This is a genomic window from Streptomyces sp. NPDC008150, assembly GCF_042956945.1.
Classification (GTDB): Bacteria; Actinomycetota; Actinomycetes; order Streptomycetales; family Streptomycetaceae; genus Streptomyces.
The window spans coordinates 208,360-223,042 of sequence record NZ_JBIBHJ010000005.1 but is presented as its reverse complement, the minus strand read 5'-3'; the positions used below and the strand labels follow the sequence as shown (position 1 = coordinate 223,042).

The 14,683-nt window shown below is 72.9% G+C and carries 14 protein-coding genes and 2 pseudogenes; 9 read left to right on the top strand and 7 right to left on the bottom strand.

Annotated features, from left to right (window positions below; translation table 11 throughout):
• Window positions 1–36 precede the first annotated feature (36 nt).
• Window positions 37–1,518 (bottom strand): solute carrier family 23 protein, encoded by a 1,482-nt coding sequence (locus ACFZA0_RS15100; RefSeq protein ID WP_391015904.1) that lies wholly within the window; start codon window positions 1,516–1,518, stop codon window positions 37–39.
• Between the two features lie 378 nt (window positions 1,519–1,896).
• On the opposite strand from ACFZA0_RS15100, the pseudogene ACFZA0_RS15095 reads away from it, so the two are divergent.
• Both ACFZA0_RS15095 and ACFZA0_RS15090 read left to right on the top strand, forming a co-directional pair.
• Window positions 1,897–2,199: pseudogene (locus ACFZA0_RS15095) on the top strand (DUF6214 family protein); the annotation flags it as partial.
• Window positions 2,200–2,538: 339 nt separating this feature from the next.
• Window positions 2,539–2,772 (top strand): annotated as a pseudogene (locus tag ACFZA0_RS15090) (DUF6214 family protein); the annotation flags it as partial.
• A 31-nt stretch (window positions 2,773–2,803) separates the two neighbouring features.
• Here the strand turns inward: ACFZA0_RS15090 and ACFZA0_RS15085 are convergent.
• On the bottom strand, window positions 2,804–3,508 hold the full coding sequence (locus ACFZA0_RS15085) for a TetR family transcriptional regulator (RefSeq protein ID WP_391015901.1): 705 nt from the start codon (window positions 3,506–3,508) through the stop codon (window positions 2,804–2,806).
• Window positions 3,509–3,869: 361 nt separating this feature from the next.
• On the opposite strand from ACFZA0_RS15085, the gene ACFZA0_RS15080 reads away from it, so the two are divergent.
• Window positions 3,870–4,124 carry a DUF2630 family protein gene (locus ACFZA0_RS15080; protein WP_391015898.1) on the top strand — a complete coding sequence of 85 codons (255 nt, stop codon included), beginning with the start codon at window positions 3,870–3,872 and terminating at the stop codon, window positions 4,122–4,124.
• A gap of 43 nt (window positions 4,125–4,167) precedes the next feature.
• Here ACFZA0_RS15080 and ACFZA0_RS15075 read toward each other — a convergent pair whose 3' ends face one another.
• From ACFZA0_RS15075 to ACFZA0_RS15065, 3 genes are all read right to left on the bottom strand, one after another.
• Entirely contained in the window at window positions 4,168–4,857 is a 690-nt protein-coding gene (locus tag ACFZA0_RS15075; RefSeq protein WP_391015896.1) for an HAD-IA family hydrolase, read from the bottom strand.
• 91 nt (window positions 4,858–4,948) lie between these two features.
• Window positions 4,949–5,884 carry a M48 family metalloprotease gene (locus tag ACFZA0_RS15070; RefSeq protein ID WP_391015893.1) on the bottom strand — a complete coding sequence of 312 codons (936 nt, stop codon included), beginning with the start codon at window positions 5,882–5,884 and terminating at the stop codon, window positions 4,949–4,951.
• 126 nt (window positions 5,885–6,010) lie between these two features.
• Window positions 6,011–6,622, bottom strand: coding sequence for a DUF5134 domain-containing protein (locus tag ACFZA0_RS15065; protein ID WP_391015891.1), 612 nt, complete (start codon window positions 6,620–6,622; stop codon window positions 6,011–6,013).
• Between the two features lie 179 nt (window positions 6,623–6,801).
• On the opposite strand from ACFZA0_RS15065, the gene ACFZA0_RS15060 reads away from it, so the two are divergent.
• The gene (locus ACFZA0_RS15060) at window positions 6,802–8,460 is read left to right on the top strand and encodes an FUSC family protein (RefSeq protein ID WP_391015888.1); all 1,659 of its coding nucleotides are present in this window, start codon (window positions 6,802–6,804) and stop codon (window positions 8,458–8,460) included.
• A gap of 19 nt (window positions 8,461–8,479) precedes the next feature.
• A complete protein-coding gene (locus ACFZA0_RS15055) occupies window positions 8,480–9,067 on the top strand; it encodes a MarR family transcriptional regulator (RefSeq protein ID WP_391015886.1) in 588 nt (195 codons plus the stop codon).
• Window positions 9,068–9,121: 54 nt separating this feature from the next.
• Here ACFZA0_RS15055 and ACFZA0_RS15050 read toward each other — a convergent pair whose 3' ends face one another.
• Window positions 9,122–9,514, bottom strand: coding sequence for a VOC family protein (locus ACFZA0_RS15050; RefSeq protein WP_391015883.1), 393 nt, complete (start codon window positions 9,512–9,514; stop codon window positions 9,122–9,124).
• A gap of 107 nt (window positions 9,515–9,621) precedes the next feature.
• Between ACFZA0_RS15050 and ACFZA0_RS15045 the strand changes: the two genes are divergently transcribed.
• The gene (locus tag ACFZA0_RS15045) at window positions 9,622–10,161 is read left to right on the top strand and encodes a GNAT family N-acetyltransferase (RefSeq protein ID WP_391015880.1); all 540 of its coding nucleotides are present in this window, start codon (window positions 9,622–9,624) and stop codon (window positions 10,159–10,161) included.
• A gap of 46 nt (window positions 10,162–10,207) precedes the next feature.
• Here the strand turns inward: ACFZA0_RS15045 and ACFZA0_RS15040 are convergent, their stop codons facing one another.
• A complete protein-coding gene (locus ACFZA0_RS15040) occupies window positions 10,208–10,891 on the bottom strand; it encodes a glycerophosphodiester phosphodiesterase family protein (protein WP_391015877.1) in 684 nt (227 codons plus the stop codon).
• A gap of 459 nt (window positions 10,892–11,350) precedes the next feature.
• On the opposite strand from ACFZA0_RS15040, the gene ACFZA0_RS15035 reads away from it, so the two are divergent.
• From ACFZA0_RS15035 to ACFZA0_RS15025, 3 genes are read left to right on the top strand one after another with little or no spacing between them, the layout of a single operon-like run.
• Window positions 11,351–12,751 (top strand): DUF6421 family protein, encoded by a 1,401-nt coding sequence (locus ACFZA0_RS15035; protein WP_391015875.1) that lies wholly within the window; start codon window positions 11,351–11,353, stop codon window positions 12,749–12,751.
• A 58-nt stretch (window positions 12,752–12,809) separates the two neighbouring features.
• The gene (locus tag ACFZA0_RS15030; RefSeq protein WP_391015872.1) at window positions 12,810–13,571 is read left to right on the top strand and encodes an SDR family NAD(P)-dependent oxidoreductase; all 762 of its coding nucleotides are present in this window, start codon (window positions 12,810–12,812) and stop codon (window positions 13,569–13,571) included.
• Window positions 13,568–14,647, top strand: a complete 1,080-nt coding sequence (locus ACFZA0_RS15025) for a beta-eliminating lyase-related protein (protein WP_391015869.1) — start codon at window positions 13,568–13,570, stop codon at window positions 14,645–14,647. Before ACFZA0_RS15030 ends, ACFZA0_RS15025 begins: the two co-directional genes overlap by 4 nt.
• The last annotated feature ends 36 nt before the right edge of the window (window positions 14,648–14,683 follow it).

The following is a 14,683-nucleotide window of genomic DNA, read 5'->3' as shown; positions in this document are numbered from 1 at the left end:
TGCTCCGGCGCCGGAAGGGGCCGGATGCCGCCGTACCTAGCCGACCTCCTGCCGGGGCTCCTCGGCGGGCTGTTCGCCGCCGCCCTCGGGAAGACCGGTCTCCGCACGGACCCCGCCCTGCGCACCAGCCTCCACCGCCGCCGTGTCCGTCGTCTCGGTGACGTCCGTCGTGGCGGTCGCGTCCGTCGCCGGAGTCGCCGGTGCGGGCGAACCGGCCTTCGGGGTCAGGTGGTTGAAGAGGAGGTTCAGCACGATCGCGGTCAGGCAGCCGGCGCTGATGCCGCTGTTCATGACCGTCTGGAACCAGTCCGGGAACTGCTCGTAGAGGGTCGGCACGCCCACCGGCAGCACGCCGATCGCCACGGAGATCGCCACCACCGTGAGGTTGTGGTTGTCCGAGAAGTCGACGCGGGCCAGCGTGCGCAGACCGCTCGCGGCGACCGTTCCGAACATCACCAGGCCCGCGCCGCCCAGCACCGGCGCCGGGACGGCCGCGACGACCGCGCCGAGCTTCGGCAGCAGACCGAGCACGACGAGGATGCCGCCGGCCGCCGCTACCACCCAGCGGCTGCGCACCCGGGTCATCCCGACGAGGCCGACGTTCTGCGCGTAGGCGGTGTACGGGAAGGTGTTGAAGACGCCGCCCAGGATCGTGGAGAGGCCGTCGGCGCGCAGGCCGTCGGCGAGCGGGCCCGGCTCGACCGGGCGGTCCGTCATCTCGCCGACGGCGATGAGGTCACCGGTCGTCTCCGTCATCGTCACCAGCGCCACGACCAGCATGGACACGATGGCGGACACGTGGAAGGTGGGGTGGCCGAAGTGGAACGGGGTGCTGATGCCCACCCAGTCGGCGTCGCCGACCCCGCCGAAGTCCGTGAACCCGAACGGCACCGCCACGGCGAGGCCCACGACGATGCCGATCAGCACGGCGATCCGGCTGAGGAACACCGGCGCGAACCGCTGCACCGCGAGCACCACGACCAGGACGAACGCCGCGAGCGCGATGTTCTTCGGCTCGCCGAAGTCCTTGCTGCCCTCGCCGCCGGCCGCCCAGCCGCCGGCGGTCGGCAGCAGGGAGAGGCCGATGATGAGGATCACCGTGCCGGTGACCAGGGGCGGGAAGAACCGCAGCAGCCGTCCGAAGACGGGGGCCAGCAGCATGATGGCCAGGCCGGCGACGACCACCGATCCGTAGATCGACGGCAGTCCGCCCTCCGTCGTGCCGATGAGCACCATCGGGGACACGGCCGCGAACGTGCAGCCCTGCATGATCGGCAGCCGGACGCCGAACCGCCAGACGCCCACGCACTGGATGAGCGTCGCTATGCCGCAGACCAGCAGGTCGGCGGTTATTAGGTACGCGAGATCGGCGGGCGACAGCTTCATCGCACCGCCCACGATCAGCGGTACCGCGACGGCGCCGGCGTACATGGCGAGCACGTGCTGCAACCCGAAGGCCGCGAGCTGCCGTGCGGGGGGAACCTCGTCAACGGGGTGTACGGGAACGGTCGTTGCCATGGGCGCTCCAGAGCGGCGGATTCGAGGGGAGGACGAACGGGCTGACGAACTGCTGAGCGGGAGAGCGGGAGAGCAGGAGAGCAAGTGGGCGGGAGAGCGGTGGCGGTGCGAGATATCCAGACAGGACGAGACCGTATGGGCCTTGAACAGTTTGTTGATTTCCGCGATGTTGCCGCTCTGTGTCATGCCCACGGGGATTGTGGCGCCCGCCGCGCGGCCGTCCCGTTCTTCGTCGTGGCGTCGAATTCCGGCCGTGGCGCGGCTGTTCGGCACGCGGCCCGCGCGGTCGTGCGGGGGTGGCTGCGCCGACGGGGTGAGCCCCGTACCGGGATGTGTGTCAGTTCGTATGGAATGTGATCATGCGGTTACGTTGCGTATGTGCTAGAAGCATCCTTTCTTAATCTTTCCGGTCGAATTCCGGCGGACGGCGTCGTGTCCGTGCGGCCAGCGTGGGAGGTTCGGGAGTCCGCCGGTGTCATGTCGTGGTTCGAGGTCCGGCTGGCGTTCCCCGACGGCGCCTTCGTCGACGCGTTGGCGGTGGTGTCGGAGGGATGTGTCTGCGTCGAGGACGTCCGTGCCCGCCCGGCCCTCACCCGCGAGGACCTGACCGCACTCGGCGACTGGATCCAGCGCCCCCTGCTCGAAGCCGTCGGCGCCGAGGCGGTGCCGTCCTTGGGAGAGGGGGGCGCGCCGGCGGAGTCGCCCATGCCCGGGGTGCCCGTCGAGGGGCCTGCCGGTCCGTCCTCCGCGGGGCCCGACGAGCCGTCTCGGGGAGTGCTCGCCGAGGCGCCGGCCGGGGCGCTCCCGGAGCCGCCTGCCGCGGCGGCTTCCGTACCGAGCATCCAGGTGCCCGCCGGGCCGTCCGTCGAGATGCCCGCCGCTGTGCCCGCCGGGACGTCTGCCGCTGCACCCGTCGCTGTACCCGTCGCGGTGCCCGCCGACGTCTCCGCGCCGGACGCGACCGCCCCGGCGCCGATCGCCCCGGCCTCGGGTGCCCAGGACGCGAGCGCGGATCCGGAAGCTGTGAACTCCCCCTCCGCGGGCGCCGGTTCGCGGCGGGCGCGGCCCGCGTGGCCGCGCGGTGCCGAGGGGTGCCGGCTTGCCGCGCGGGAGTACCGGGCGGCCCAGGAGCAGGGCGTGGACCCGGTCCTGGCGGTGATGTGCGCGACCGGCCGCAGCCGCCGCAGGTCGCTCAGGCTGATCGCTCAGGCCCGTGACGCGGGATACCTGACGTCACGTCACGTACGGCGCTGAACAGGGCGGTTGACCGGGAGCGGGGCGCCCGTCACCGGCGGGGTTCCGACGGAACGCCGTTCCCGGAGGCGTCGGGTCCGGGGACGCCGGTCGCGAAGAACCGCGACAGGTCCGACGCCTCCCGTGGCCCCGCCGGTGCCTCCGAGTCCGGCGGGACGCCCAACTCCCAGTCGAGGTGGTACCGCTTGAACAACTCTGCCCGCAGGACGGTCACCGGCATCGGCGCCCCCGGCACCAGCGCCGCGTAGACCGCGCCCATGAGCAGGGCCCGCAGCATCGGGTAGTCGGCCTCGACCTCCTGCGAGCCGTGCCGTGCGACCGTGTCGCTCAGCAGCTCGGACAGCCGTTGCTGCTCAGGGCACTGGACGAAGCCCTCGGCCTGGAGGATGCCCGCCATGTGCTGGCGCATCAGGACCGGACGGTCCCGGGCCAGGCCCAGGATGCCGTCGATGGCGCGGGCCATCCGCTCGCTGCCGTCGTCGGTGCGCGGTTCGCGCTCCAGCGACTCCTCAAGGGTGCGGTGCATGAGCCGGTGCACCGCGGACTGGACCAGTTGGCGCTTGCCCGGGAAGTAGTACGACACCAGACCGCGGGCGGAACCCGCCCGGTCCGCGATGTCCCCGAGCGTCGTCGCGTCGTAGCCGCGCTCGCCGACCAGCTCGACCGCCGCCTGCAACAGCCGCTCGCGGGAACGTCGTCGCAACTCTTCATTGACCGATGCGCTCCGCGGGGACATGCTGTAACTCCTGCGTTGACTGGCTGCCAGCCAACTATACTCAGCGCATCCGGATCGGCCCTCCGGCCGGCCCGGAGTGCCGTCGTCTCGGGCGGAGCGGGGGAGCGCCCGAGACCGACGCGCACTGCCCGGTCGGGCATGCGGCACCAGTGGATGTTGAGAGACACCACACAGCATGTGGGCGCCCGACGCAAGGAGTTGTGCCTCACAGCAGGCGTTTCCGCCAATCGTGCCGACTTCGTGATCCACGACGCCGCCGGTGTGCCGTGCCCCGCTGTCCCTCGCCGTGCCCGGCCGGTCCGGCCCGCCGGGCGGAATCGTCCTAGAGTGAGGACGACTGCCCACGAGGAGGCGCGCGTACATGGAACAGCGACCGGAACAGCTCATCCTGGCGAGAATCACGGAGATGGTCGAGGACGAGCACAAGCTCCGCCAGTCCCTCGCCACCGGTGAGATCGACGCCGAGACCGAGCAGCAGCGTCTCGGACACATCGAGCGGGAACTCGACCAGTGCTGGGACCTGCTGCGCCAGCGGCGTGCCCGCAAGGAGTTCGGGGAGAACCCCGACGAGGCCCAGGTGAGGCCGTCGTCGCAGGTGGAGGGCTACCAGGGCTGACACGGACGGAGGTCCGGGCGCGCGGGCCCGCCCCCGTACGGTGTCATCCGACCCTGTCGAGCACCGGGCGCAGGCCCGCCGGCCGCTCGGTCACGGGCAGGTGGTCCACGAAGTGGACGGCGCAGCCCAGTGCCGCCGCACCGCCGTCCGCGCGCCTGTCGTCGCCGACCATCAGGGTCAGCCCGGGGGCCGTCCCGAGTTCCTCGCACGCCGCCTCGAACAGGCGCGGGTCGGGCTTCTGGACGCCGTGCTCGAAGGACAGGACGTACGCGTCCACGTAGGGGTCCAGGCCGTGCGCGCGGAAGACCGGGCGCAGGTCCCAGCCGATGTTGCTGACCACGGCCACCCTCGTTCCCCGCTCCCGCAGCGTGCGCAGCACCTCCGGGGTGTCCGGGTACGGCGTCCAGGCGGCCGGTGCCATGTGCCGGTCGTACAGTGCCTCGTGCAACTGCGGTGTGGGCAGCGGCACTTGGCGGGACAGGGTGGTGTAGGCCGTACGGTGCAGTTCCGCGCTGCGGTCCCTGGTCTCCCACACGTCGGCGATCTCGCGGGGGATGCGGGCCGGAGGTGTGCCGCCGGGCAGTGCGCCCGCGTGGTCAAGTGCCCGTGCCGTCTCCGTCAACTCGGCCTCGGTGAGCGTGAGCCCGGCCGCCGTCAGCGCGGCCCGCAGCCACGACTCGGCGGACTCGATGCGGAAGAGGGTCCCGGAGAAGTCGAAGAGCACGGCATCCATGGCGTGATCCTATTCGCCGCCGCTCCCGCCCTCCGCGGTCGCGGGCCGTCCCGATCGGCGGATGCCGCGCTGCGTCGGCGGGGGCGCCCGGTCAGCCAAGTGCCCACAGGCCGGGGAACATCGCCACGAGGACGGGGATCACCGGGACGAGCGAGGCCACGGCCGTGAGCCGCAGCCGACGGCCCGCCGTGAGGCGGCGGCGGGGCGCCAGCAACCGGTGCACCCGGTGCGGTACGTGCGCGTGCGGGGCCGGGCAGGGGCCGAACACCCCACGGTCCTCGTTGAGTTCGACCAGGGCCAGCGCCGTGGTGCGGCGGCCGAAACGGCGCGAGGCGCGGTCGTCCGCGGCCAACTCGACGAGCCTGTGCATCTCGTCGCGGAACGCGGCGAACACCGGGATCCGGGGGAAGCCGCCGGCCAGCGCGGCCGAGCAGTGCAGCAGCCAGTCGTGCCGCGCGCGGGCGTGGCCCTGCTCGTGTGCCAGCACGGCGTCCAACTGCCGCCCCTTCAGGCGCCGCAGGGCCGCCGTGGTGATCACCAGGCGGGGCGTCGTGCCCGGCAGCCACCAGACACCGGGCCGCTCACCCTCCAGCACCACGAGGCGCTCGCCCTCCGCCTCCTCGCCGGGCAACAGCGGTGCGCGCACCAGGAGTTCGAGGCGGCGGCGACGGCGTTCCGCGCCCGCCCGCACGATCTCGCGGACCAGCATCGTCGCGCTCCACAGGGCGCCGCACGCGAGCACGACCGCGGTGGCCGCCGCCCACGGGTCACCGGCGGGCCGCGCGTAGGCGTCCGTGACGGTCTGCGGGGCGGTGCCGAACACGTGCCCCCGGACCGCCTGCCAGGCGACGGCCGCGCTCAGTGTCATCGACAGCGCGCAGCACAGCAGGACCGCTGCCACCGCGCACTGCCACACCCACAGGGCGACCACCGGCTCGCGGTCGGGCCAGTCGCCCCGGGCGAGCAGCCTGGGGGCGACGACGGCGATCACGGCGCCGAGCAGCAGCAGTGCTGCGGGGAGCATCATGCAGGCACCCTAAGAGCGTCGCCCCGCTCCCGGGTACGCCTTCTCACGGCAAAGTGACGCAGCCCACCCGTGCCCCGGCGGGGCGGTTTCCGGGCGGTCTCCGGTTCGCGGGCGAGGGCCCGCAGGTCAGAGCGTCAGCAGCATGGCGACCATCGAGATCCCCATCGAGACCCGGCACGCCCGCGCCAGTTCCGGCCGGTCTCCCCAGCCGGTCCCGCCGGACGCGACGGAGGGCCCGGCGGGGACGGGAGACGGGGAGGACGCCGAGGACGCCGAGGACACGGAGGCGGGGCCCGCCGGTGCGAGCCGCACCCCGGCCAGCAGGACGTATCCGGTGAAGTAGGCGAGCAGCGCGCCCGTCACGAGCGGCACACCCGTGGCTCCGTGGTGGTGCCCCGCCGGGGAGGACGCGGACGACACCGACATGGCGACCGCCATGTAGACCATGGCCGCCGTCCCGACGAGGTGGTGCAGGTGGTGGGGGCTCGTGCGCGCCGAGGCCAGTGCCCGCAGCGCGGCGCCCCCGAAGACGACGGCGTAGGCGGGCCACGCCCACGCGGGCGGCGCGAAGACGGCGGCCGGTACGGCCATGGCCGCCATCCCGAACCCCATGACGGCCTCGCCGCCCGCGGCGACGCGCTGCTGCTCGACGCTGCTGCGCATCCGCAGCAGGCAGTAGGACCCGGTTGCCGCGCACAACGCCACCAGCAGCCAGCCGGGCGAAGCCGGTCCGTGCACCCTGCCCCCCGTTGGACGGTCGGTGACCGTCGGCCGACGGTCGGTCAAGGAATGCCCAGGCCGGGCGGCGCACACGCGAGCGCACGCGAGCGCAAGGGGGTACGGAGGGAGCGCGCTGCGTGGCGTCGCAGGTCGGAGCATATGTTTTACGAGTAAAACACCTGCTAAACTTGTTCATCATGCCCCGTACGAGAACCCCCTCCGGCACATCGCGCGTCCGGCGTCTCCCCCTCGCGGGAGCCCTGCGGCTGGGACGCCCCTCCGACATCTGGTTCAAGCCCGCCCTCAGCGTGGTGGTCTCCGTGGCCCCGCCCAACCTCACGCTGCTGGCCCTCGGCCGCCTCGACCTCGCGATGTACACGATGGCCGGGTCGCTGTGCGCGCTCTACGCCCACAACCGCCCGTACGCCGCCCGTGCCCGGGTCCTCGGGTGGGTGCTGCTCGGGATGCTCGCCGGGATCGCCGTGGCCCTGGTGTCCGCCTCGCTGACCACGAACGCCGTGGTCCTGGTCAGCGTCGGTGCCCTCCTCGCCGCCGCGCAGAAGACGGTCTGCGAGGCCACCCGCGTCGGCCCGCCCGGGAACGTGATCCTCGCCTTCGTCAGTTCCGCCGCGCTGTTCGTGCCGCAGACCCTGGGCCAGGTGCCCGGCCATCTCGCGCTCACCGTCGGCGCCGGCGTCTGGTCGTGGGTGGTCTGCATGGCACCCGGCCTGGTTCGCCCGCACGGGCCCGAACGCCGCGCCACCGCACAGGCGTTGAACGCCGCCGCCGCGTACGCCGCGACCCGGGGCACCGCCGACGGGCACGCCCGCGCGCGGGCCGCGGCGGCCGGCGCCGTGCACAACGCCTGGCAGAGCCTGCTCTCCACCGGCGCCCGCTCGGCACCCCGCCGCGACCTCGAACGGCTCGTCGTGCGCGCCGAGGTCGCGCTGTCCGCCCCCGCCGACACCGATCCGGAGCTGCTGCGCGGCTGGGCCGCCCGGCTGCGCGGCGCCGGTGACGTGCCCGAGGCCGACGACCTCGCCGCGACCGTCGACGAGCTGCTCGGCGTCGACACCGAACTGCGCGCCCCGAAGCCCTCGTTGCGGAGCCGGCTGCGTCCGCTCGCGCCCGTCGCGGTGCGCTGCGCCCTGGGCTGCGCGGTCGCCGGGTACGTCTCGCTCGCCCTCGGTGTCGGCCGTCCGTACTGGGCGCTGGTCACCGCCGCGTCGCTCTACCAGGCCAACATCACCCTCACCTGGAACCGGGGCGTGCAGCGCGTCGTCGGCAACCTCCTCGGCGTCCTCGTCTTCGCCGCGGTCGCGCCCCTCGCCCACCTGCACCAGGCCGCCCTGGTGCTGTGCTGCCTGGCCTTCAACTTCGGTGCCGAGGCGCTGATCGGCCGCAACTACTGGCTCGGCAGTGTCTGCGTGACCCCCATGGCCCTGCTCGTCAGCGAGTTCGCCCGCTACCAGCAGCCCGGCGAACTCATCACCGAGCGCGTGGTGGACACCCTGGTCGGTGCCGTCGTGGGCCTCGCCGCCGGGATCGTCGTCACCAACCGGCGCGCGGGCGCCCGTATCGACGACGCCCTCACCGCCGCGGAGCGGGCCCGCGAGCACGCGGCCCGGCTCGTCGCGGAACCCGAGCCCGCGCCCGCCGCCCTCGTCGCGGCCCGGCGCGACCTGTCCGCCGCGCTGGTCGAACTGCGCGCCGTGGCCGACGCCGCCGCCGGGGAGTGGTGGCAGCGCGCCCTGCCCGAGGAGCGGGTCGTGCGGGTGGAGGGCGCCGGACACCGTACGCTCGCCGCGACGGTACGGCGTCAGGGACTGCGCGCCCTGAGCGGCACACGGGCATGACGACGGAGGACGTACGGCCATGACGGCGACGAACGGACGGCCGAACGAGGGCGGCATCGCCGACGGGGCGACGGAGGCGGCCGGCCACGCCCCCGGCCCGGACGAGCGGGACACGGTGGCCGCCGTCGTACGGCAGTGGCGGACCGTGCACCCCGGCCTCGACACCGGCCCCATGGAGATCATCGGGCGGATCAACCGCTGCGCCGCGCTGTTCCAGCAGGCCGAGGACGCCCCGCTGCGGCGCGCAGGTCTCAGCCGCGCCGAGTTCGACCTGCTCGGAGCGCTGCGCCGCACCGGCCACGAGCTGACCCCGAGCGAACTGGCGCGGGAGACGTTCTCCTCCGGCGCCGCCGTCACCAAGCGGATCAAGCAGCTCACGGAACGGGGCCTGATCGAGCGCCGCGGCGACACCCGCGACCGCCGCGTGGCCCACCTCCGGCTCACGGAGGACGGCCGCGACCTCGTCGACGGCATCATGCCCGAGCAGCTCTCCTACGAGACGGTCGTCCTGTCCGGCCTGGACGCGGAGAGTCAGGGTGAACTCACCGCCCGTCTGGGGGAGTTGCTCGGCCAGCTGGAGGGGCGGCTGGGCGGACCGCGCGCCTGAGGAGGCCGCTCCGGACGCCGCTCCGGAAGCCGCCCCGGCCGCGCGCCCCGGTCCCTAGATGCCCGGCCGGTACCGCAGCGGGTGGTCGGCCGGCACCTCCACCAGGACGATCCGGGTGCCGTCCGGGTCGGCGATCCACATCTCGACCAGTCCCCACGGCTCCTTCACCGGCTCGCGCACCACGTCCACGCCCCTGGCCAGCAGCTCCTCGTGGGCCGCGGCGGCGTCCTCGACCTGGAGCCACAGTTGCAGCGCGGGGGACGGCGGCGTCGACGACCGTCCGGAGACTTCGAGGAAACCGCCGCCCAGGAAGTAGACGGTGCCGCGCTCCGGTCCCGTCCCGAACTCGCGGGACACCGCGAGGCCGAGCTGTTCGCCGTAGAAGGCGCGGGAGCGGTCGGGGTCGGTGGGACGGAGAAGGGTCCTGCTGCTCAGTACGTGCACCATGCCTCGACCCTAGGACCCGGCGCTAGGCTCGTCCCGTCACCCGGGCCGCACGGGAGTGCCCGGCCCCGGACGAGCACCGCCCCCGCACAGATCGGACGACGCACACCATGGACACCCTCCTCGCCGGACTGACCTGCCGCGACGCCACCGAGGCCGACACGGACACCCTCGTCGCGCTGATCGAGTCGGCGTACCGGGGGGACTCCAGCCGGGCCGGCTGGACCACCGAGGCGGACATCCTCCAGGGGCAGCGCACCGATCCGGAGGGTGTCCTCGCCGTGATCAGGTCGGCGGACAGCAGGCTGCTGACCGTCGAGCGCGACGGGCGGGTGATCGCCTGCTGCCAGCTCGAACACCGCGGCGACCACGCGTACTTCGGCATGTTCGCGGTCAGCCCCGGGGAGCAGGGCGGGGGAGTGGGCAAGGCGATCATCGCGGAGGCCGAGCGCCAGGTCCGCGACACCTGGGGCGTCCGCGAGATGCACATGACGGTGATCTCCGTGCGCGAGGACCTGATCGCCTGGTACGAGCGCCGCGGCTACCGCCGCACGGGACGGACGACCCCGTTCCCGTACGGCGACGAGCGCTTCGGCATCCCGCAGCGCGACGACCTCGCGTTCGAGCTGCTGGTCAAGGAACTGGCCTGAGCCGAGCGGCGGTCGGGGCACCCGCGGCGGACGTCCGGCGTCGTCCCTACGCCGTGAAGCGGCCCGACCGGCGGATCTCCGGGTAGTCCGTCGTCGCGCCGTCGAGTTCCAGGGCGCGCACCAGACGCAGGTGGTCCGGGGTGTTCACCACCCAGCCGATGATCCCGAGGCCGGCCTCGCGGGCGGCCTCCACGGTCTCCAGGGTGAGGCGGCGGATGTTGAGGCAGACGGTCGCCGCGCCCGCCGCCGTCGCCCGGCCGACGACGTCCGGGCCGTAGTGGCTCGCGATCAGCGCGGTGCGTACGCCGGGCACCAGACGCGACGTCTCGGCGATCGCCTCCTCGTGGAAGGACGACACCTCCACCCGGCCGGTCAGGTCCCGCTCCCGCAGGACGTCGGCGAGCGCCCGTGCCGCCGCGACGTCCTTGATCTCGGCCTGGAGCGGTGCCCCCACCGCGTCGAGGACCTCGTCGAACACGGGGATCCGCTCCCCGCGCCCGGCGTCCAGGGCGCGCAGCTCGGCGAGGGTCTTGTCGGCGATGGGCCCGCTGCCGTCGGTGGTGCGGTCGACCTCGGTGTCGTGCATGACGACGAGGGCGCCGTCCTTGCTCAGGTGCACATCGAGTTCGATGACGTCCAGGCCGGCCTGTTCGGCGGCGACGAAGGAACGGAGGGTGTTCTCGGGCTCGACACCCATCACTCCGCGGTGGCCGATGGTGAGGAAGTTCAAGACGCGACTCGCTTTCCGTCGACGGCGGCTCTGCGTGCCCGAGGACCGGCCGGAGCCCGTGCCACGGGACAGATCGGCAGCCTAACGGCCAGGCGGCGGGACGAACCCGGGCCGACGGCGTTCACCGCGAACGGTGCCCGGCGCCCGGACCGCTCCGAGGGGTGCGCGCCGGGTCGGCCGCCCCGCGCCCGTGCCTTCGCGCGCGTGCCGTCGCCGTGTCAGGCTCTTGCCGAGGACCGCACCGAGACCCTCAACACCACCGGGACCACCGAGACCATTCCGAGAAGGCTCCGAGAACGCTCCGAAACCGCCAGTGCGTCGGTCTGTGAGACAGCTGACAGGAAAATAAGCGGCTCTTACCCCCGGTTCGCCGAATAATTTCCCGCACATCTTCTTGCTGACTGAAACGTCGTATGTCTACGGTAGGCACACGCGAGATTCGCCTGTGGAGGATGGGACATGACGGAAATTCTTGTGCGGACGGCCACCGAGGAGCCCGGTGCTCCCGTGAACGGGGTGGTGGACCACCCGGCGTGGTCCCGGCTCAAGGATGCCGTCGAGCGCGTACGCCCCTGGCAGTCCAAGGACGGCTCCATCGACCTGGCCGCGGAGGGCGCCCCCGCGGCGGCGGACGCCGAGGCCGCGGTGCGGGTGATCGCCGACGCCGTCGAGGAGCTGTCCCCGCTGCTGCCGCACGACGCCGACTACCACGCAGCCCTGGTCAAGGACCTGCGCCGCTGGGCCGACGGCGGCTTCGCCGTGCCGGACTTCCTCGACTCGCTGCTCGCCTTCCAGCCCGCCGCCCACCGCGAGGACGGCCTCGTCCACCTCGTCGTCTTCCCGATGTACACGCAGAACGGCAACCCGGACCGCAACCTGGAGGCCGTCGTCCTGCGCATGGTGTGGCCCGACTGGCTGGCCGAGCTGGAGCGCACCCGCTACGACAACCCCCTGTTCTGCGGGATCACCTTCGAGGACTTCACCGCCGGCTACGACACCAACTCCGCGGTCCTCTTCCCGGAGACCATCGCCGTGCGCGAGGCGCCCGAGCGGTTCACCTGGGGCGGCATCTTCTGCGACCGCGAGGCCGCGCGCTTCCGCCGCGTCACCGACGCCGCCGTCGACATCCTCGGCATCGCGCTGCCCGAGGAGGCCGCGGCCCTGGTCGAGGACCAGAAGCGCTGCGAGGAGGCGTTCGTGCTCTGGGACATGGTCCACGACCGCACCCACAGCCACGGCGACCTGCCCTTCGACCCCTTCATGATCAAGCAGCGGCAGCCGTTCTGGATGTACGGCCTGGAGGAGCTGCGCTGCGACCTCACCGCCTTCAAGGAGGCCGTGAAGCTGGAGGCGGACGGCGTCCCGCAGGCCCGCGACGTGCAGTACGCGGTGCTGTTCGACCGCATGTTCCGTTTCCCCGTCACCGGTGAGCGCGTGCGCAACTACGACGGTCTCGGCGGTCAGCTCCTCTTCGCGTACCTGCACAAGCACGACGTGGTCCGCTGGACCGACAACAAGCTGCACATCGACTGGGACCGCGCCCCGCAGGTCACCAACCAGCTCTGCGCCGAGATCGAGACGCTGTACCGCGACGGCATCGACCGCCCGAAGCTGGTCCACTGGTTCGCCGGGTACGAGCTGGTCTCCACCTACCTCGCCCCGCACCCCGGCTCCCGCTGGGCCAAGGGCCCGGACGCCCTCGACCTGACGCTGCCGCCGCGCAAGCTGGTCGACGACGTGCTCCCGGACGAGTTTCCGCTGAGCATGTTCTACGAGGCCCTGTCGAAGAAGCTCAAGAACGTCATCGCGTCGACGCGGGGCATCACCGCCCGCGCCGGCGACGAGCAGATCGCCGCGTGACCACGACCGGAGGCGCCGCCCGCGGCGCCCGCCCGGCCCGCGAACCCCAGGAGAGGCCATGACGGACGGCAGCAGCAACGGCGGCGCACTGGACGGAGCGGTCGTCGCGGTCGCGGGTGCGGGCGGACCCGCCGGGCGGGCCACGCTGACCCGGCTCGCGGAGGCGGGCGCGGTCGTCGTGGGCGCCGACCACGACCCGGCGCGCCTCGCGGAGGCCGTCGACGCGGCCCGGTACGCGCACGGCGGGGCGACCGTCGTCGGCGACACCGTCGACCTGCTCGACCTGGCCTCCGCGAAGGAGTGGGCCGGCCGCATCGAGAAGGAGTACGGACGTGTCGACGGTGTCGTGCACCTCGTCGGCGGCTGGCGCGGCAGCGCGTCCTTCGCGGAGACCGACCTCGCCGACTGGGACCTGCTGGAGAAGCTGCTGATCCGCACCGTGCAGCACACCTCCCTCGCCTTCCACGACGCCCTCGCCCGCAGCGACCGCGGCCGCTTCGTGCTGATCAGCGCCGCCGGTGCCTCGGCGCCCACCGCGGGCAACGCCGCGTACGCCGCGTCCAAGGCCGCCGCCGAGGCGTGGACGCTCGCCCTGGCCGACGCCTTCCGCAAGGAGGGGGGCGACGACGGGCCGACGTCCGCGGCTGCGATCCTGGTGGTCAAGGCGCTGGTGCACGACGCGATGCGCGCCGAGCGACCCAACGCGAAGTTCGCGGGCTTCACGGACGTCACCGACCTCGCCGAGGCCGTGGCCGGCGTCTGGAGCAGGCCCGCCGCCGAAGTGAACGGAAACCGTCTGTGGCTGACCGAGAAGCCGTGAACCCTCCGAACCCGGCGCGGACCGACGCGCGACGCCATCACGACCCGGAGGTCCGTGGCTTCGCCAGCGACAACTACGCGGGTGCCCACCCCGAGATACTCGCCGCGCTGGCGCTCGCCAACGGCGGCCACCAGGTCGCGTACGGCGGCGACGACTACACGGAGAACCTCCAGGAGATCGTGCGCGGCCACTTCGGGCCGCGCGCCGAGGCGTTCCCGGTGTTCAACGGCACCGGCGCCAACGTCGTCGCCCTCCAGGCGCTCACCGACCGCTGGGGCGCGGTGATCTGCGCCGAGAGCGCGCACATCAACGTCGACGAGGGCGGCGCCCCCGAACGCATGGGCGGGCTCAAACTGCTCACCGTCCCCACCCCGGACGGCAAGCTGACCCCCGACCTCATCGACCGGCAGGCGTACGGCTGGGACGACGAGCACCGCGCGATGCCACAGGCCGTGTCGATCACCCAGAGCACCGAGCTGGGCACCCTCTACACCCCCGACGAGATCCGCGCGATCTGCGACCACGCGCACGCGCACGGCATGACCGTCCACCTCGACGGCTCCCGGATCTCCAACGCCGCCGCGTCGCTCGACACGACGATGGCCGCCTTCACCACCGAGGCCGGCGTCGACCTCGTGTCCCTGGGCGGCACGAAGAACGGCGCGCTGTTCGGCGAGGCCGTCCTCGTGCTGAACCCGGACGCGGTGCGGCACATGAAGCACCTGCGCAAGCTGTCCATGCAGCTGGCCTCCAAGATGCGTTTCGTGTCCGTGCAGTTGGAGGCGCTGCTCGCCGGTGACCTGTGGCTGCGCAACGCCCGGCACGCCAACGCGATGGCGCGGCGCCTGGCCGAGGGCGTGCGGGCGGTGCCGGGCGTCGAGATTCTCTATCCGGTCCAGGCCAACGGCGTGTTCGCGCGGCTCCCGCACGACGTGACCGAGCGCCTTCAGAAGCGGTTCCGCTTCTACTTCTGGGACGAGGCGGCGGGCGACGTCCGCTGGATGTGCGCCTTCGACACGACGGAGGACGACGTGGACGCGTTCGTGGCCGCGCTGAAGGAGGAGATGGCGCGCTAGCCGGCGCCATCCTCACCGTCTCGATCGCAGGACTGC